15 protein-coding genes are annotated in these 18,086 nt (G+C 50.1%); 11 read left to right on the forward strand and 4 right to left on the reverse strand.

The genetic code is table 11. From position 1 onward, the window contains the following. Window positions 1-89 precede the first annotated feature (89 nt). Together AC0IWZ_RS04705 and AC0IWZ_RS04710 are read left to right on the forward strand one after the other, a co-directional pair. Complete coding sequence (locus AC0IWZ_RS04705) at window positions 90-1,400, forward strand: MFS transporter (RefSeq protein ID WP_034493889.1); 1,311 nt, start codon at window positions 90-92, stop codon at window positions 1,398-1,400. A gap of 348 nt (window positions 1,401-1,748) precedes the next feature. Next, on the forward strand, window positions 1,749-3,044 hold the full coding sequence (locus AC0IWZ_RS04710) for an MFS transporter (protein ID WP_034493891.1): 1,296 nt from the start codon (window positions 1,749-1,751) through the stop codon (window positions 3,042-3,044). Window positions 3,045-3,080: 36 nt separating this feature from the next. On the opposite strand, the gene AC0IWZ_RS04715 is transcribed toward AC0IWZ_RS04710, so the two are convergent. Next, window positions 3,081-3,995 (reverse strand): LysR family transcriptional regulator, encoded by a 915-nt coding sequence (locus AC0IWZ_RS04715; RefSeq protein WP_034493892.1) that lies wholly within the window; start codon window positions 3,993-3,995, stop codon window positions 3,081-3,083. Window positions 3,996-4,237: 242 nt separating this feature from the next. Here AC0IWZ_RS04715 and AC0IWZ_RS04720 point away from each other — a divergent pair, with 242 nt between their 5' ends. Beyond that, window positions 4,238-5,305: a tartrate dehydrogenase gene (locus tag AC0IWZ_RS04720; protein ID WP_034493895.1), complete on the forward strand. Its 1,068-nt coding sequence runs from the start codon at window positions 4,238-4,240 to the stop codon at window positions 5,303-5,305. A gap of 15 nt (window positions 5,306-5,320) precedes the next feature. Beyond that, window positions 5,321-6,592 carry a glycerate kinase type-2 family protein gene (locus AC0IWZ_RS04725; protein ID WP_034493896.1) on the forward strand — a complete coding sequence of 424 codons (1,272 nt, stop codon included), beginning with the start codon at window positions 5,321-5,323 and terminating at the stop codon, window positions 6,590-6,592. A 43-nt stretch (window positions 6,593-6,635) separates the two neighbouring features. Here the strand turns inward: AC0IWZ_RS04725 and AC0IWZ_RS04730 are convergent, their stop codons facing one another. Together AC0IWZ_RS04730 and yahO are read right to left on the reverse strand one after the other, a co-directional pair. Continuing rightward, window positions 6,636-8,096, reverse strand: a complete 1,461-nt coding sequence (locus tag AC0IWZ_RS04730) for a TrkH family potassium uptake protein (protein ID WP_034493898.1) — start codon at window positions 8,094-8,096, stop codon at window positions 6,636-6,638. Between the two features lie 154 nt (window positions 8,097-8,250). After that, the gene (yahO, locus tag AC0IWZ_RS04735; protein ID WP_034494561.1) at window positions 8,251-8,529 is read right to left on the reverse strand and encodes a DUF1471 family periplasmic protein YahO; all 279 of its coding nucleotides are present in this window, start codon (window positions 8,527-8,529) and stop codon (window positions 8,251-8,253) included. 521 nt (window positions 8,530-9,050) lie between these two features. Between yahO and AC0IWZ_RS04740 the strand changes: the two genes are divergently transcribed. The 7 genes from AC0IWZ_RS04740 to AC0IWZ_RS04770 all read left to right on the forward strand — a co-directional run bounded on the left by AC0IWZ_RS04740 (window position 9,051) and on the right by AC0IWZ_RS04770 (window position 16,606). After that, window positions 9,051-10,163 (forward strand): AI-2E family transporter, encoded by a 1,113-nt coding sequence (locus tag AC0IWZ_RS04740; protein ID WP_034493899.1) that lies wholly within the window; start codon window positions 9,051-9,053, stop codon window positions 10,161-10,163. Then, a complete protein-coding gene (locus AC0IWZ_RS04745; protein ID WP_471678013.1) occupies window positions 10,153-11,706 on the forward strand; it encodes an efflux transporter outer membrane subunit in 1,554 nt (517 codons plus the stop codon). The genes AC0IWZ_RS04740 and AC0IWZ_RS04745 overlap by 11 nt, the downstream gene beginning before the upstream one ends. Further along, a complete protein-coding gene (locus tag AC0IWZ_RS04750) occupies window positions 11,703-12,797 on the forward strand; it encodes an HlyD family secretion protein (RefSeq protein ID WP_410372287.1) in 1,095 nt (364 codons plus the stop codon). The genes AC0IWZ_RS04745 and AC0IWZ_RS04750 overlap by 4 nt, the downstream gene beginning before the upstream one ends. 8 nt (window positions 12,798-12,805) lie before the next feature. Next, window positions 12,806-13,828: a DUF2955 domain-containing protein gene (locus AC0IWZ_RS04755; RefSeq protein WP_471678011.1), complete on the forward strand. Its 1,023-nt coding sequence runs from the start codon at window positions 12,806-12,808 to the stop codon at window positions 13,826-13,828. 1 nt (window position 13,829) lies between these two features. Beyond that, a complete protein-coding gene (locus AC0IWZ_RS04760) occupies window positions 13,830-14,255 on the forward strand; it encodes an ion channel (RefSeq protein WP_471678009.1) in 426 nt (141 codons plus the stop codon). Between the two features lie 128 nt (window positions 14,256-14,383). Continuing rightward, window positions 14,384-14,965 carry a sugar O-acetyltransferase gene (locus AC0IWZ_RS04765; protein ID WP_471678007.1) on the forward strand — a complete coding sequence of 194 codons (582 nt, stop codon included), beginning with the start codon at window positions 14,384-14,386 and terminating at the stop codon, window positions 14,963-14,965. A 48-nt stretch (window positions 14,966-15,013) separates the two neighbouring features. After that, window positions 15,014-16,606: an FAD-NAD(P)-binding protein gene (locus AC0IWZ_RS04770; protein WP_471678005.1), complete on the forward strand. Its 1,593-nt coding sequence runs from the start codon at window positions 15,014-15,016 to the stop codon at window positions 16,604-16,606. Window positions 16,607-16,693: 87 nt separating this feature from the next. Here the strand turns inward: AC0IWZ_RS04770 and celB are convergent, their stop codons facing one another. After that, entirely contained in the window at window positions 16,694-18,058 is a 1,365-nt protein-coding gene (gene celB / locus AC0IWZ_RS04775; protein WP_471678003.1) for a PTS cellobiose transporter subunit IIC, read from the reverse strand. Window positions 18,059-18,086: the final 28 nt, after the last annotated feature.

Below are 18,086 nucleotides of genomic sequence, written 5' to 3' on the forward strand. Positions count from 1 at the left end.
TGATAACTAAAAATAAACAATCATAATCAATTCCTGTAACGCTAATAATAATCTTACCACCCTACAAACCGCACAGAGGATCTCCTCTTATGTCTACAGAACTCGAAACACGGGTACTGCGAAAAATAACGCTTCGCATTATTCCCTTTATCATGCTGCTCTATTTTATTGCTTTTCTGGATAGAGTAAATATTGGCTTTGCGGCATTAACAATGAATCAGGAATTAGGTTTTTCACCCACTGTTTTTGGTATCGGTGCGGGGATATTTTTCCTCGGTTATTTTTTGTTTGAGGTTCCGTCTAATCTAATTCTCAATAAAGTGGGAGCCAGGATCTGGATTGCTCGCGTCATGATTACATGGGGACTGGTTTCTGGGGGAATGGCTTTTGTTCAGGGCACGACAAGTTTCTATATTTTACGATTCTTGTTGGGTGTAGCGGAAGCTGGATTTTTCCCTGGTATTATTCTGTATTTAAGCTTTTGGTTCCCCATGAAACGCCGCGCTCAAGTGACGGCTATCTTCATGGCTGCGGCACCGCTATCGACAGCTCTGGGTTCACCCATTTCCGGAGCATTGCTTGAATTACACGGCTTTCTTGGTTGGTCGGGCTGGAAATGGATGTTTGTGCTGGAGGCGATTCCCGCAGTGATTTTGGGCTGTGTGGTGTTGTTCTGGCTCACCGATCGCCCTGCTAAAGCAAAGTGGTTAACTGATGAAGAACGTGACTGGCTTATGCAGACACTTGCTGCCGAACAAAATACCAAAGCGGGTTCCTCTCACGTGAGCGTCTGGAAAGGGCTGGCAGATAAACGCGTTATTGCCTTATCACTCGTTTATTTCGGGACTTCTGCCGGTTTATATACTCTGGGGATTTGGTCACCACAGATAATAAAAGCATTTGGCATGAGTTCCTTGCAGGTCGGCTTATTAAACGCTATCCCAGCTATTATTGCCGTAGTTGCAATGGTACTTTGGGCAAGGCATTCCGATAAAAAAGTGGAGCGCACCTGGCATATTATCGGTGCTTGTATGCTGGCGGCAGTAGGGTTGATTTATGCTGGTATGGTTACCACCGTAGTGACAGCAATTATCGCCTTAACTCTGGTTAACGTGGGTATCAGTGCCTCCAAGCCGCCACTGTGGAGTATGCCGACGATGTTCTTATCAGGATCTGCGGCAGCGGCGGGGATTGCCACCATAAATTCTATCGGCAATCTGGGTGGGTTTGTTGGGCCGGTAATGATTGGTGTTATAAAAGAACACACTGGAAGTTTTACGGGCGGGCTGCTCTTTGTCGCCGCGTTACTGTGTTTGTCGTCGATTCTTGTATGGTTACTTTCAAAAAGTGCAAACCGACAAAATAGCGCTTACCGGGCTTCTCATTCGAAGTCTTCCTGAAAGTGAAACGGTTACCGATTCAGGTAGCCGTTCTTAGTCATCGAGTAAATGCCTGATATTTGAAGCACATCACAAATACCATTTTCAGTTCCCCACTTAATCTCCATACATTCATACTGGCTTTTAACGCAGTGCCCATGTTCCTTTTGTGTCTAGCCCGCTAGCTACATGATCTGTCACGTTTTTTTAACGAAACTTTTCCCTTGAGAACATTATTGCATTTTTTTATATAATCACGACTTGATGACTCATCCTGAACGACAGCGCATATTTCAATGACTGGCCTGATGCTATTTCGAACGATAACAACAGGCGGCCGATTATTTATTAAAATAATGGAAATATGCTATGACTCATTCAATAGAACATCTTACCCTCAAAAAAATAACCTGGCGAATTGTCCCGTTTGTCATGTTTGCCTATTTTATTGCTTTCTTTGATCGAATTAATATTGGTTTTGCAGCGTTAACCATGAATCAAGATTTGGGATTTTCTTCAACGGTATTTGGTATTGGCGCGGGCATGTTTTTTATAGGTTATTTTCTTACTGATATTCCTTCTAATATTATTTTGCAAAAAGTGGGGCCACGGATTTGGCTGGCACGTATTATGGTGAGTTGGGGGGCGATTGCTGCCTGTATGATGTTTGTAGAAACCGCAACTGGGTTCTACATTTTGCGTTTTCTGCTGGGCGTTGCAGAGGCGGGCTTTTTCTCAGGGATTATTCTCTATTTAAGTACCTGGTTTCCTGTTAAGCGTCGTGCACAAGTTATCGCATTTTTCATGGCGGCGGCGCCAATATCGGCAATGTTGGGTTCGCCGCTTGCTGGGACTATTTTGAGTTTACATGGCGCATTGGGTTTGAAAGGCTGGCAATTAATGTTCCTGATTGACGCCGTCGCTGCCATTATATTGGGTGTTTTCACCCTTTTTTATTTAAACGATAGGCCTGAAAAGAATCGCTGGCTCTCTCAAAAAGAGACGGAATGGCTTATCACTACGCTTGCGCAAGAACGCAGCGGGCAGGGCCATCAGGCAAAAACCAGCATCTGGAAAGGGCTGACTGATGCGCGCGTGTTAACGCTGGCCGTTGTCTATTTCGGAACCTCGGCAGGTTTGTATTCACTCAATATTTGGTCGCCGCAGTTTATAAAATCGTTTGGCTTAAGCACATTTCAAATTGGTTTTGTGAATGCGATTCCGGCAGCGCTTTCAGTGGTTGCGATGATCCTGTGGGCGAAGCATTCTGATAAAACTAAAGAAAGAACCTGGCACGTCGTTAGCGCCTGTTTATTAGCGTGTGTTGGGTTTATTCTTGCCGGTTCAGTTCATTCGTTGCCGCTGGCTATATTTGCCCTGATTTTGGCGAATATTGGTATCTCCTCTTGCAAGCCACCGCTGTGGAGTATTCCGTCGCTATTCCTTAACGGCCCTGCCGCTGCCGCAGGACTTGCAGCAATAAATTCTATCGGCAACTTAGGTGGTTTTGCTGGGCCAGCGGTGATTGGCTGGTTGAAAGAGACCACGGGCGATTTTTCACTGGCGCTCTATTGTGTTGCGGGGATGCTGGTGGTTTCGGCATTGCTTACGTTATCTATTGAGATTAACCGCAAACGTAGGGAGTTGAAAAACTCTTTGGCGTAAATGTGGGCAAAACAGCGCCTGGTTAATGGCGCTGTTTTAGTATTGCTGAGAAATAACCTCTAATTCCTGCATGACAACTGCCATCATATTATCGCGAGTCTCATCACGTGAATCTTTTACCCATACCGCAGACAAGGGCAGTTTTTGCCTGATATTAATATATTCCTTCGCCAGCGGTATAAATTTTACATTTAACGCAGACATCCTGGTTACCCACTTGGGCATAATGGCTGCACCTAATTCCGCGGCAACCATATTAATAATGGTTTGTTTCTCATCCGCAATTTGAACTAGTCGCGGTTTAAAACTGGCGTTATCAAATAGGTCTAATGTTAAATCATAACTATGTGGCCGAACTCGTCTTTCGGGTACGATCATCGGCACATTTTCTAGATCGCTGACAACTATTTCACCGCATTGAGCAAGGCGATGTTTATCCGATATTGCCAACACAACATCTTCATAAAAAAGGAATTGGTTTTCCAGAACATCATCCATTTGATCTGTCGGGCGGATAAAGATTAAATCCAGACGACCCGACTTTAATTTTGGCAGCAACTTTGATGACTTATCTTCCACAATCTGGATGTCAACTTCAGGCCATCTCTCACGGAAAATATGCAGGACATGCGGGACCAAATTGATAGTTGCACTATCGATAGCACCTATGCGCAAACGCCCAGAGTTTTGCCGAGCCAGCTTCTTAAAACGCTGTTGGAGTTGATCGGCTTTGGCGACAATTTCTTTTGCATCACCAAGGAATAAAGCCCCGTGAGCCGTTAGAGAAACGTTACGTGTAGAGCGCGATAGTAACCGTGTGCCAAGATCTTCTTCCAGCAATTTGATGTATCGACCTAATGCCGAGGGGAGCATATCCAGCTTTTGTGCAGCATGCCCAAAGTGCAGTTCTTCGGCCACGGCAATGAAACATCTCAGCTGATTAAGTTCCACATTTCCCTCTCAGGATTATATCAATTTTTTGCATAAACAGATGCGAGTGATAGTAATGAGTTTCTGTGCATAATGATAGTTGTCCGGCGTTAATAATTAATGGAAATCCACTAGATTGTGACGCACATAAAATAATTAAAATATAAACCTGCGAATTTTTATTTTTTGAATAATAGGTCATTAGAAAACTAATGACGCCAATGAACTGACCAAAAATATAATCATTGTAAGGAGTCTTACCCATGCGTAACTACAAAATTGCTGCAATTCCTGCTGACGGTATTGGTACTGAAGTTATTTCAGCAGGCGTCAGTGTTCTTGAATGTTTGCAAAAGAAAGTGGGCGATGTGACCTTCCAAATTGAACATTTTGACTGGGGATCTGATTATTACAAAAAGAACGGTGTGATGATGCCTGAAAATGGTTTGGAAAAACTGAAATCATTTGATGCTATTTATTTTGGCGCGGTGGGTGCACCAGATGTGCCGGATCATATTACACTTTGGGGGCTGCGTTTGCCTATTTGTCAGGGTTTTGACCAATACGCTAATGTGCGCCCTACAAAAATTATGGCCGGTATTCAGTCGCCGCTGCGTAATGCTGGTCCAGGCGATTTGGATTGGGTGATTGTGCGTGAGAACTCCGAAGGCGAATACTCAGGACACGGCGGGCGGGCGCACCGTGGTTTACCGGAGGAAGTCGGTACTGAAGTGGCTATTTTCACTCGTGCCGGTGTCACTCGCATCATGCGTTATGCTTTCAAGCTAGCACAGTCACGCCCACGTAAACTATTGACTGTGGTAACAAAATCCAACGCTCAACGCCACGGGATGGTTATGTGGGATGAGATTGCTGCCGAAGTGGCAACTGAGTTTCCTGATGTGAGCTGGGATAAAATGCTGGTTGATGCTATGACGGTGCGCATGACGCTGCATCCAAAATCACTGGATACCATCGTGGCGACTAACCTCCATGCTGACATTCTCTCAGACCTTGCTGGCGCACTCGCCGGGAGCCTGGGTGTCGCGCCTACGGCAAATATCGATCCGGAGCGTCGCTTCCCTTCAATGTTTGAACCTATTCATGGGTCCGCATTTGATATCACAGGTAAAGGTATCGCCAACCCTGTTGCGAGCTTCTGGACGGCGGCACAAATGCTGGATCACCTGGGTGAACATGATGCTTCAGCTTTGCTGATGTCGGCAGTAGAAGAAGTGTGCGCAACCGGTGTCAAAACGCCAGATGTCGGTGGTAGAGCAACAACTCGTGAAGTCACCGATGCAGTTATTGCTGCCATCATGAAGCGCTAAAAATCAGGGGGAATAATGGCTACGTGGACGAACGAAACAGCGAAAAGTGCGTTGCTTGAAATGTTCAGTGCGGCGATTAAAAGTGCAGACCCTCATGCTGCATTGCTTGATGCGTTGCCAGAAAAACCCCCTGGCCGATGTATTGTGGTGGGAGCCGGTAAGGCTTCCGCTGCAATGGCGGCAGCATTGGAAGCCGCATGGCCCGATGTGCCGCTTTCAGGTGTCGTGGTCACTCGCTACGGTCATGCGGTTCCCACTCGGAAAGTACGAATTATTGAGGCGGCGCACCCGGTGTCAGATTCCATGAGCGAAGTGGCATCGATGTTGATTCTGGAATCACTCAAGAACCTGACTCCTGATGATTTAGTGATTGCCCTGATTTCAGGTGGCGGTTCGGCTCTGATGGCATTGCCACGCACCGGCATTACGCTTGCGGATAAGCAAGCCGTGAATAAAGCACTGCTGCGAAGTGGAGCCACGATTCAAGAAATGAATGCCGTTCGGAAGCACTTCTCGGATATTAAAGGTGGCCGCCTGGCACTGGCGGCACTTCCGGCAAAAGTGGTGACGTTAGTTATTAGCGATGTGCCAGGAGACAACCCTGAAGATATTGCTTCAGGGCCAACTCTTCCTGATAACAGTACTATCGAGCAGGTCAGAGAAATACTGCATCGCTATCAAATTGAATTACCTGAACATGTGTCACAAGTGCTTGCTGAAAAAAGAGAAACTGTAAGTGCTAAAGCTATTCAAGTTGATGTACGCATGATTGCCACACCGTCAAAAGCATTACTCAGTGCGGCAGCTGTCGCGAGGAAAATGGGGATAGCCCCTGTGATTCTTGGGGATGCGCTTGAGGGGGAAAGTGCGCAACTTGGGATAGTCATGGCAGGCATTGCGCGTTCCGTTAAGCACCATGGACTGCCAGTCAAAACGCCAGCAGTATTGCTCTCCGGCGGCGAAACCACGGTAACTATCGGGAGCTGTTCTGCAAAACGTGGGGGGCGCAATACTGAGTTTTTGTTAAGCCTGGTGAACGCCCTGGCAGGGGAAACACATATTTGGGGCATGGCGGGAGATAGCGACGGTATCGATGGTACTGAGGATGCTGCTGGGGCATTTATTTGTCCTGATACTCTCAGCCGCGCGCAGGAAAAAGGCGTAAGTGGAAAACAGATGTTGGAAGAGCATGACAGTTATAGCTTCTTTGCGGCGCTAAATGACCTCATTAAAACGGGACCTACGCTGACGAACGTTAATGATATTCGGGCGATTTTAATCGTTTAATAAAGAACGCAATCCCGGCGATTCACCGCCGGGGTATTTGTTTTTAACTCCTCCAGAACGTCCTCGAGAATAAAATCAGCACCGGATATATCTCAAGTCGCCCCAATAACATCGCGGCGCACATCAAATATTTAGCGCTATCACTTAACGTGCCAAAACCTGCCGCAGTCTCGCCAAAGCCTAATCCCATATTGTTAATACAGGCTGCAACGGTGGCGAAAGAGGTTAATAAGTCATAACCCTGCAAGTTGAGCATCCAGATAAAGAAACAGGTGCACACCACGTAGAGGAAGAAAAAGCTCCACACCGAGCGCAGCACTCTGTCGTTTATCGGCGAATTTCCGACGCGAATACTCATCACCGCGCGGGGGTGGGCGAGCTGGTGTACTTCATGACGTGTCTGCTTAAATAGTACCAGGAAACGCAGCGCTTTGATCCCACCACAGGTTGAACCTACGCAGCCGCCAAAGAAGCTGGCTGAAAGCAGCAGTACGATGGTGTGTACCGGCCACGAGGCGTAATCGCCGGGAGAAAGCCCGTTGTCGGTAATCATTGAGCTGGTGAGGAAAAAGGCATGCACGAACGAGGCCGGAAGGGCGTACATTCCGGCTCGCCAGACTTCGAGAGTGATGATTAAAATCACCACACTGGCGACCAGCAGGAAGAATCGCAGCTCGGCACTTTTGAGGAAAGGTTTAATGCTGCGGCGTGCGATGGCGACAAAATAGAGCGTGAAGTTAATGGCTGAGAGCAAGGAGAATGCCCCCGCAACCAGCTCTATCGCGTAGCTATCATAAAAGCCGATGCTTTCTGTGCGGGTCGAAAATCCACCTAATGACACAGTAGACAGGCCGTGGCACAGCGCGTCGAAAAATGGCATTCCTGCGAGCTTGTACGCAAGAGTACATGCGCCGCCCAGCAGTAAATAAGTTAACCACAGGCTTTTGGCGGTATCCGCAAGGCGTGGGGTGAGTCTCTCTTCTTTAAAAGGCCCAGGCATTTCGGACTGATAAAGTTTCATCCCCCCAATACCGAGCAGCGGAAGCACCGCAACCGCGAGCACGATAACACCGAGACCGCCGACGAAATTTAGCTGCGCCCGGTAATAAAGTATCGACTTGGGGAGAAGGGAAACATCATTGAAAACGGTCGCTCCGGTGGTGGTAATCCCTGAAACGCCTTCAAATATCGCATCAGCTAAAGAGACGTTGTAGCTGTCATCAAGCCACAGCGGCATGGCGCTGATTACTGAAAAAAGTAACCAAAACAATACGATGATGATAAAACCATCGCGCGTTTCGAGCTGAATATTCGACCGCCCGGTCACCGCCCAGCACACACTTCCGAGAGTAAAAGTGATGATAAAGGTATAAAGAAACCCAAACAGGCTGCGTTCTTTTTCGACTAAAGCCAACAACATTGGCGGGATCATGGTCAAACTGTACAGAACGACCAGAAACGAACAAAGGTGAAGAACAATTCGGAATCGTGTTGATATATACATCAGAGGTACCCAGATACCTGCGTTATTCAGGGTTATCAATCACCCAGGACGACGAAGTATAGGGTATTTATGCCGATCAGAACATGGGAAGCGTTGGAAGAGGGCAGAATGGGCAACGCACAGGTTGCCCATTTTTGATTAACTGATGTGTCGCTTATTTCTTGTTGTATACATCTGCGGTGCCGTGAATTTTATTCTCGGTATCAGCAGAGGTCACAACGTAAAACTTGCCGCCAAGCTCATCGGCTTTCTTAGAAAGTTCTTCTTTTGCATCACTCGGTGACGTTTCGCCACTGGTGGTGATAGTGCCGACTTTCACATATTCATCTTTGTGGTCGTTGTAAGCTTCCTTCGTCAACAGCTCAGCAGAGAACGCACCAAACGATACTGCACCCAACGTTAATGCTACCAACATGCCCTTAACTATCTTCATGACGAACCTCATCTTTGATTATGGAAGATAAATGTTTTCCTTACCCATAGACTATGGTTCAAAGAACTGTTTCTTGCCACTTTAGGGAAGGGAGCATTTGTGCTTTTTTTTTGTCATTAATCAGTCACAAACAATAAGGCTGCACCCGTTCTGCCCTTGTAAGTTGGCATGGTTATATAAAAATTATGTTTTTTTATAAATAAAAAATAAATTGCGTTGATATAGGCTACGCGTTGAATATGCGCTGAGATTTCTGTTGCTATCTGTTTATTGAATCGGTTTTTTAGCTTTATGGTGAATATTTAACTGTTGATCGTTGTTGCCGTAAGTCGCGCGTATTGCAATAACCCTTGTTTATTCTATCCTCAATTAACGGATGGCATTCAATAAACATCTCATGCTTTTATATTACTGAAGTTGTTGAAACTTATTCTAACGGAGTACGAGTTAATTCGCGGGCTTAGTATTTATGCTGCCCACGGATACGTGCGATTGTCACCATCACCTGGAATAACGTCATCATGGAAATTAATGATACCTCGAATGCCGAGAAAAGGCTGGTTGCCCGATTTCTCGATATGTTCATCAAGTTTGGATTAATCCTCGCCCTGGGTTCTTTCTGTTTTACCGTCATCTCACCTTTTATGAATATGCTGCTGTGGGCGCTTATTCTGGCGGTAACGTTATATCCATTGCATCAACGTTTTGCTTCACGCATGGGGAATAAGCAGGGGCTGGCGGCAACAGTGCTGGTTCTGCTGGGCGTGCTCCTTATCGTACTCCCGACCATCGCTATGATCACCTCGTTGGGAGATAGCGTGAGTGCGCTGATTACCCGGGTGAGCAGCGATAGCCTGGTTATCCCGCCGCCTTCTGACCGCGTGATGGTGATTCCTGTTGTCGGTGAAAAAATATATGTCGTGTGGATGAAAGCCTCGACGGATTTGCCCGGCTTAGTGAAAAGCTACGGCCCGCAATTAGGGGAAATCACTCGCCACGTGCTGACCATTCTCGCCAGTATGAGCGGCGGCCTGATTGGCTTTGTGTTCTCGTTTATTGTGGCGGGAATCATGATGGCCTGGGGCGCAGCCGGTGCGGTGAGTGCTACCAATATCGCCACACGTATCACTGATGAAAGAAAAGGCCCGGCGTTAACTCGCCTGTGTACCAGCACGATTCGAGCGGTGGCAATGGGGGTTATCGGCGTTGCGTTCATTCAGGCATTGTTAGCGGGTATCGTGATGGCGATTGCGGGTATTCCTGCCGTAGGGATTTTCTTCGTCCTCGCGCTGATTCTGGGTATTGCCCAGGTGCCGGTCATCCTCGTTACCGCTCCGGCAATCGCCATTATGTGGATGACAGGCGACCACGGAACGGCAATGAATATCGTCTTCACCATTTTGCTGATTATCGCGGGTATGGCGGACAACGTGCTCAAACCTGTTCTGCTGGGACGCGGTGTGGATGTGCCCATGCCTGTGGTGCTGTTGGGTGCTCTGGGCGGTATGGCAACCAACGGGATTCTCGGTATGTTTATCGGTGCGACGCTGCTTTCGATCGGTTATCGAATCTTCATGGCATGGGTCAATGAAGGCCCCTCTGGCCCAACGTTGAGCGGACAAGATGCTCTGTGAGGAGAGAATCAGGCGTCTTCTGTTAACAGGAGGCGCCAGTCTGGTTTTAACCGCTTGTACTACTTTGGGGCCAGACTATAAAACACCGCAAGTTCCTGAAATCACTCAATGGCAGCCGACGACGAAAACCATGTCTGCCCAGGTTTCTGCGCAAAATTATGACCAGTGGTGGAGGCAACTTAACGATCCGACATTAACGATGCTGATCAATGAAGCCTTGCGCAAAAATCCCGACGTCAAAATTGCCGGGCTGCGTCTGTTGGAGTCGCGGGCGCAATTAGGCATTGCGGAGAGTTTACGCAGCCCGCAGGCCACCATCGGGAACGGCGAAGTGCTCACCGGCGGGCAGCAGCGCAACGGCAAATATATCGCCAGCACCACTTATGGCGCGGGTTTCAATCTGGGCTGGGAAATTGATTTCTGGGGTAAATTCGAGCGTGGCGTGGAGTCGGCAGATGCGAGCTATTTCGCAACGCTTGCCCAGTACGACGATATTCAGGTGTTGATGGCGGCACAGGTTGCGCAAATTTATATGAACATCCGCACCCTGGAAGCCCGGCTGGCGATCACCGACAGCAACGCCAGAATCCAGCGCCGGAGCCTGCAAATCACGGAACGCCTGTTCCTGAGTGGCAACAGCGCGGAGCTGGATGTGCAGCAGGCGAAAACACAATATCTTTCAACCCTTTCCAGTATTCCACAGCTTGAAACCACGCTGCGGCAAAACCAAAACGCACTTAGCGTGATTCTGGCGCGAAAGCCGGGCCCATTGCCAGAAATGGCAGGCAATACCGGCGTGTTGCCGAAAGCGAATCTCGCTCTGGTTTCTGAATTACCCGCGGATTTACTACGCCGTCGGCCAGATGTGCGAGTAGCCGAGCGGCAACTGGCTGCTCAGTCAGCGCTGATCGGTGTGGCGGAAACTGAGCTTTATCCTTCGATTTCACTTATTGGCAGCGTTGGCATCAGCGGGCGCAACGGCGACAGCAGCACGTTGTCCTGGGTTGCAGGGCCAACGTTTAGCTGGAATTTGCTCGACCAGGGGCGTCTTGGGAACCAGGTGTTAGTGCAGGATGCGCGTTTCCTGCAACTGCATGAACGCTATCGGGATACGGTGTTTCAGGCCGCGCGCGATGTTGATGACGCCGCCGTCGCTTATGCCAATGATAAGCAGGAAATCGAGCTGCTGACGCAAACCGGCGAGGCCGCGAGCCGCTCACTTGAGATTGCCAACACACAATATCGCGAAGGTATGGCTGATTTTCAGCGCGTGCTGGACTCTCAAAGGGCTTTGTTTAATCAACAGGAAAGGCTGGTTAACAGCCAGGGCGCCTTGATGCGCGATTTGATCACCCTCTACAAAGCACTCGGTGGCGGCTGGGAGAAAGGGCGAGAGCGCCCGCTGGTTGACCCGCAAACCGAGGCTCATTTACGCCAGCGAGAAGACTGGGTGCCTTTGCTGGACGAACCTTTGCCGCCTGCAACGCGTCCACCAGAAACGCATCCCCCAAAAACCATGCCTACAGAAGGTAAACAGCAATGACCGAATCCTCATCCCCGGCAGGGCAAGCTAGCCGTCGTGGCGTGATCACTCTGCTGGTGGCGATTGTGGTGTTGTTCTGCTGGTATTTAGCGGCGGACCGGCTCACGCCCTACACTTCGCAGGCCAGAATCCAGGCATTTGTCATCCCGATTTCTGCTGAGGTGGCGGGGCAAATTCAGAAGGTCTACGTGGTTGATAATCAGGAAGTCGCCCCGGGCGACCCGCTGTTTGAACTTGACCCGGAACCGTACGACATCGCGCTGGCAAAAGCGCGGTCGGATTATGAAACGGTGCTCAGTTCCGTCAACGCGAATAAAGAGACGATTATGGCGGCTAAAGCTGGGCTACAGGCCGCCACTGCCGCCTACCAAAATGCCGCGAAAGATGCTGAACGCCAGGAGCGTTTGTATCGTGAAGATCCCGGTACCATTTCCGTTCGTCGCCTCGAGGTGGCGCAAGCGACACGCGAAACCGCACGCAGCCAAATGGCGGCGGCAGCGGCAGATGTGCGTCGGGCGACTGAAGCGGCGGGCGTTGCCGGGGACAATAACTCGCAGTTGCTGAGTGCGCGTTCTGCGGTACATAAAGCGGAACTCGACCGCAAAAATACCGTCGTTGTGGCGACCAACCGCGGCCTGGTCACGGATTTAAACACCGATATCGGCCAGTTTCTTGGGGCTGGAGCACCAGTGATGACGCTGGTTGCGATGAGTGATGTCTGGATTAGCGCGGATATGACTGAAAATAACATCGGCAATATTAATGCCGGTGATGAAGTGGCGATTTTGCTCGACAGCCTGCCCGGTCACATTTTCAAAGGACAGGTGCGCAGTATCGGCTATGGCGTGAGTACGGCTCCAGGCCAGCCCGCAGGCGTTTTACCGACGGTGGACAATAACCGTGACTGGCTGCGTCAGGCCCAGCGTTTCCCGGTCAAGATTGCCTTTGTGAAAGACGATTTCCCTCCGGTCAAAAACCTTCGCGTTGGCGGACAGGCTGATGTGCTGGTTTACGCCAACGGCGGCGGTTTGATGAGCTTCTTCGGTAGCATTTACATACGGTTAATGAGCTGGTTCTCGTATATCTACTGAGGTGGGCCATGCATAACGCAGACCGTGCGGTACTGAGAATTGGGTTTGGCATCGGCATCACCACGTTTGCGTGTTACGGCCTCGCTCTGCCCATGCCCCATCTGGGCTGCATCATGGCGTGGATTGTGCTTTGCCAGGGCAAACCGTTACCCATCAAAAAAGGGGTGATCGTCGGCTTAATGCTGATGGCGACCATGATTGGCGGGGTATTGATGGTGCCGCTGCTGACACATTACCCGTTACCCGCAATGTTGTTTACGGCGCTGCTGCTCTATTGGCTGATGCTGATGGGGCTGCGTGGGAAGTCAACGCAGGCCATGCTTTTGATAGTCGCAGTAACCATTATTCCGATTGCCGGGCTTATCGAGCAGTCGCTGGCGATAGGCATCGCCCAAATGATGGGGCTGGGAATTATTATCGGCTCCGTCGTTAATCGCCTGGCGCTGGTGTTATTCCCGCCGCAAGTCACGCCTGCCGGGAGCGCGAAAGTGGCTCTTGCGCCTGAGTCGCCGCACAGGTTAGCCCTGCGTGCGGTGGTTATTGTGTTGCCGGTGTGGCTGCTGGCACTCAGCAACCCGGCGTTTTATATCCCGGCGGTGATGAAAACCGTGATGCTGGCTCAACAGGCCAACACGCTGGTGGCAAAGCAAGCCGGGCGAGAATTAGTGTTTTCGACGGTGATGGGCGCGTTACTCGCAGCGGTGCTCTGGTTGGCGCTGAGTATCTGGCCTTCACTATTAATGCTGGTATTACTGACGGCGCTGATGACTCTGTGGGTGGCGCGGCGCCTGGTGCGGCTGGTTATCAGTCGATTTACACCTTCTTTCTGGAGTAACGCCTGGATTACCTGCCTGATTCTGTTTGGCCCCGCCATTCAGGACAGCGCTTCGGGTAAAGATGTCTGGCTGGCGTCGGCGATGCGTTGCTCTTTATACATTGCGGTTGCCCTCTACGGTTGGGCGTGTGTGGTGGTTCTTGAACGCTGGCACTTGCGTAGTCGTCCAGCCGTCGAAACCTGGTCTGGAGATTAAAATGTTACTGGTTTTGCTCACGGGAATGCCGGTCATTCTGTGTAATATGCTGCTGCAATCGGTGGTGTCAGTTTGGTGTATTCGTTTTTATATCAAACACTTTCACCAGCGCGAAGGCATGCTGGTGGGTGTATTGGCGCTCTTCGGAATTATCATTATCGTGCTGATGGGCAATTTGCTGCAAATCATGCTCTGGGGAATATTGTTCCTCTGGCTGGGTGAATTTTCCAATCTGCAAGAGGCGGTTTATCACTCGGGCGTCAACTTTGCCACGCTGGGTTACGGCGATATCGTGATGAGCGCGAAATGGAAACTGCTTGGCCCGCTGGAAGCCGTCAATGGCGCATTGATGATTGGTTTATCCGGGGCGAGTATGCTGGCGGTGTTACAGCACCATATTCGCAAGCAGGTAGGCAAAATAAATTAACATTTTCCCTGTGCGAACCAACTGAATATATTGACGTTTGTGCTGACAATTCCATTTGCCGGGTGCGCTAATTTCATTATTTCTCTAAATGTGATTTAACAACCTCACCAACCTGTGAGGAATTTTTGATGCGCGCATTTAACAAAATGGTCAGCGGTGAAAGCTACAATATTAATGACCCGGAATTAATTGAAATTCGCTACCGAACCCGCGATAACGTGGATGAATTCAATGCGTTGAGCGCTCGCGACGTAACGGAAAAAGATCGCCTGGTTCGCACGATATTTGGCCGCGTCGGCGAAAATGTGCATTTCGAAAAAGGGATGCGCATTGATTACGGATGCAACACGCATATCGGCAATAACGTGTTTATCAATTTCAATTTTGTCTTACTCGACTGCGCTCGAGTGACTATCGGTAATAACGTCTTTATTGGCCCGTATGTTCAGGTTTATACCGCGCAGCATCCGCTCGACCCTGAAACCCGCAATCGACATATCGGCAGCGCACGTCCGGTCACGATTGGGAATGATGTCTGGATTGGCGGGGGCTGCATTATTTTGCCCGGCGTGACCATTGGCGATGGCTCAACGATTGGTGCGGGCAGCGTGGTGAAGCACGATATTCCCGCAGGCGTCATCGCGGCAGGGAATCCATGCCAGGTAAAACGACTTTGTGCAGCAGATAAGTTGCCAGAAATCATCGAGTGAACCTAATCTCAAAGTAGGAATGTGTGTGGGATAAAAGGGTGAGGATTGATGAGAAAGGTTGCCATTATCGGTGCAGGGCCAACGGGGATTTATACCTTTTACTCCCTTCTTAAACATAACGAACCGCTGTCTATTGCTGTCTACGAACAGGCCCGTGAAGCCGGTGTGGGCATGCCTTACAGCGATGAAGAGAACTCGCGAATGATGCTGGCCAATATCGCCAGTATCGAAATCCCGCCCATTTTTTCGACCTACATTGACTGGCTCAGAAGCCGAAGTGAAAGCTATCTGGCTCGATATGGTGTGGAGCATTCTTCCCTGCATATTCGGCAATTTTTGCCGCGTATTTTGCTGGGGGAATATTTCCGCGACCAGTTTTTGCAGTTGGTCGAGCAAGCCAGAAAACAGGGTTTTGATATCCATGTGCATGAGTCTTGCCAGGTCACGGACCTTGAAGTGGCGGCAGATGGCGTCAGATTGTGGGCGCAAAACAGCCCGGAATCAGCACTCTTTGAACATGTTGTGATTGCCACTGGCCACGTCTGGCCTGAAGAAGACCCGACGGTGCGCACTTTCTTCCCCAGTCCGTGGTCCGGGCTGATGGAGGCCAAAATTCCGGCGTGCAAAGTGGGCATTATGGGCACCTCTCTTAGCGGCATTGATGCGGCAATGGCGGTGGTGATTCAGCATGGTGATTTCGTAGAAACCGACGACGAAAAGATTGAATTCAGGCCAGACCAGGGATGCGAGGGGCTTAAGATTGTATTGATGTCGCGCTCGGGCATTCTGCCGGAGGCTGATTTCTACTGTCCGATTCCTTATGAACCGCTGGCTATTGTGACTGAACAGGCGATTAAACAAGAAATTGCCAACGGCGAAAATGGCCTGCTCGACCGGGTTTTTGAGCTGGTGAAAAAAGAAATTGAACAGGCCGACCCGGCATGGAGTGCGCATATTTCGCTGGAAACGCTCGATGCGGATAGTTTTACCGAGGCCTGGTTTGCCGATCGCCATGAGAACGGCCCGTTTCGCTGGGCGGAGTCCAACCTGCAAGAAGTTGAACGCAACAAACGCGATCGCAAGACCGTGCCCTGGCGGTACGCCATCCTGCGTTTGCATGAAGCCGTTCAGGAAATTGTGCCGCATCTTAATGAGCGGGATAGCGAAAGGTTCAATGCCGGGCTGGCGCGCGTGTTTATTGATAATTATGCGGCGATCCCCTCGCAATCTATTCGTCGATTACTGGCATTGCGCGAAGCCGGGATTATCAGCATTCTCGCTCTCGGGCAGGATTATAAGCTGGACATTAAAGAGCGCCAGACGGTGATTTCGACCGATGAAAATGTGTATGAGTTTGACGTTTTTATCGACGCGCGCGGACAGAAAGCATTAAAAACGAAAGACCTGCCGTTTCCTTCGCTACGCAAGCAACTTGAAACCACTGGCGATGACATTCCTGAGGTCGGGGACGACTACACGTTACTGGAACCTGCCAGTGTGCGGGGGCGCATTGCGTTTGGCGCGTTGCCTTATCTTATGCACGACAAGCCTTTCGTTCAGGGGCTGACGGTATCGGCAGAAATGGGGGAGGCGATGGCGAAGGCAATTTTAAAGCCCGTGAGACAGCCCACGAGCTTTTAGTAGGTCGGATAAGCGTAGCGTCATCCGGCAGCTGGCACATCTTTGGTGGATGACGCTGTCGCTTATCCCCCCTACGAAACTATTTTACTAAGACGTGATCTGCTCAGTAACCGGTGTAACCGTCGCTTCTTTCTGTGATTTACTCGCCTGCTCTTCGCGGTATTTCAGGTTATCCCAGATGCGGAAGAACGGGTAATACATCACCAGCGAAATCCCGAGGTTCACAATTTGCAGTATCGAACCTGAAATATGCCCGCCGGTTGCAAGGTATCCGCTGACCACAATTGGCGTGGTAAACGGCAGGGCGATCCCCACAGGTTTTGCCACCAGTCCAGTGGTCATCGCGATGTAAGAAACAATCACCAATACCACTGGCGTCAGAATAAACGGCACCACCAGATACGGGTTCATGACGATTGGAATGCCGAACACCATCGGTTCGCTGATGTTAAACAGGCTGCCAGGGGCTGCGATTTTACCGAGCTGTTTCATCTGCGCACTGCGGCTGCGGATAAGCATAAATATCACCAGACCTAACAACGCGCCAGTGCCGCCAGGGGCAATCCACAAGTCGTAAAATTGCTGCGTGATAATGTGCGGAATCGGCAGGCCGTTCTGAAACGCTTCCAGGTTTTCAGACATATTGCTCAACCAGACCGGGCGGATAAAGACCAGCACGATAGTGTCGCCGTGCAGGCCCAGCATCCACAAAATCCCAATCAGCAATACCGAGATAATCATGCCAGGCAAGGAGCCGCCAACATGGCTCATCGGAATGCCAACCAGATCGGTAATCATGGTGTTGATGTCGCCAAACGGGGTGGCTTCAACCAACAGGCGCAGCGCCAGAACCACCGCCAAAACGCAGAAGCCAGGAATCAGTGCCAGGAACGATTTTGCCACCGCAGGCGGCACGCCTTCCGGCATACGGATAACCAGGTTGCGGTTGTGAATAAAACGATAAATTTCGGTGGAGAGCAGGGCGATAATAATCGCCACGAACAGCCCCTGGCTGCCAATCTGGCCCATAGGCATCACGCCTTTCACCAGTTGCGCCGCGCCACCCGCTGCCGGAGTAAACATAATATGCTGCGGAATGGTCATCACAAACGCCACCAGCGACACTGCGCCTGCCGTTAGCGGGTCGATAGTGCGATATTTTTCTGCCAGGCGATACGCGATACCAAAGGCGGAGATGAGCGCCATGATGTCGTAAGTCGCTTTAACCGGGTAGAGCACCTTTTCCTGCCACGTTGGGCCGAAAAGGTTGGTCATCATCTGCCCGTATCCGGGCACCGGAAGATAGGCAAAAATCAGGAAAAACGAGCCGATAAGCATAAACGGCATATTCAGAATGATACCGTCACGCACCGACAGCACGTGCTTTTGCCCGGCGATTTTAAGCGCGGTTGGCAGCACGTATTTTTCGATAATAGATTTACTCACAGACACAGACACCCCCTTTCCGGCGCAGGATTTA

Source organism: Buttiauxella sp. AC142, from assembly GCF_979253435.1.

Bases quoted from the DNA above. Each gene is read 5' to 3' on its own strand.
- AC0IWZ_RS04705 (WP_034493889.1), top strand. From the start codon at position 90: ATGTCTACAGAACTCGAAACACGGGTACTGCGAAAAATAACGCTTCGC.
- AC0IWZ_RS04710 (WP_034493891.1), top strand. From the start codon at position 1,749: ATGACTCATTCAATAGAACATCTTACCCTCAAAAAAATAACCTGGCGA.
- AC0IWZ_RS04720 (WP_034493895.1), top strand. From the start codon at position 4,238: ATGCGTAACTACAAAATTGCTGCAATTCCTGCTGACGGTATTGGTACT.
- AC0IWZ_RS04725 (WP_034493896.1), top strand. From the start codon at position 5,321: ATGGCTACGTGGACGAACGAAACAGCGAAAAGTGCGTTGCTTGAAATG.
- AC0IWZ_RS04730 (WP_034493898.1), bottom strand. From the start codon at position 8,096: ATGTATATATCAACACGATTCCGAATTGTTCTTCACCTTTGTTCGTTT.
- yahO (WP_034494561.1), bottom strand. From the start codon at position 8,529: ATGAAGATAGTTAAGGGCATGTTGGTAGCATTAACGTTGGGTGCAGTA.
- AC0IWZ_RS04740 (WP_034493899.1), top strand. From the start codon at position 9,051: ATGGAAATTAATGATACCTCGAATGCCGAGAAAAGGCTGGTTGCCCGA.
- AC0IWZ_RS04745 (WP_471678013.1), top strand. From the start codon at position 10,153: ATGCTCTGTGAGGAGAGAATCAGGCGTCTTCTGTTAACAGGAGGCGCC.
- AC0IWZ_RS04750 (WP_410372287.1), top strand. From the start codon at position 11,703: ATGACCGAATCCTCATCCCCGGCAGGGCAAGCTAGCCGTCGTGGCGTG.
- AC0IWZ_RS04755 (WP_471678011.1), top strand. From the start codon at position 12,806: ATGCATAACGCAGACCGTGCGGTACTGAGAATTGGGTTTGGCATCGGC.
- AC0IWZ_RS04760 (WP_471678009.1), top strand. From the start codon at position 13,830: ATGTTACTGGTTTTGCTCACGGGAATGCCGGTCATTCTGTGTAATATG.
- AC0IWZ_RS04765 (WP_471678007.1), top strand. From the start codon at position 14,384: ATGCGCGCATTTAACAAAATGGTCAGCGGTGAAAGCTACAATATTAAT.
- AC0IWZ_RS04770 (WP_471678005.1), top strand. From the start codon at position 15,014: ATGAGAAAGGTTGCCATTATCGGTGCAGGGCCAACGGGGATTTATACC.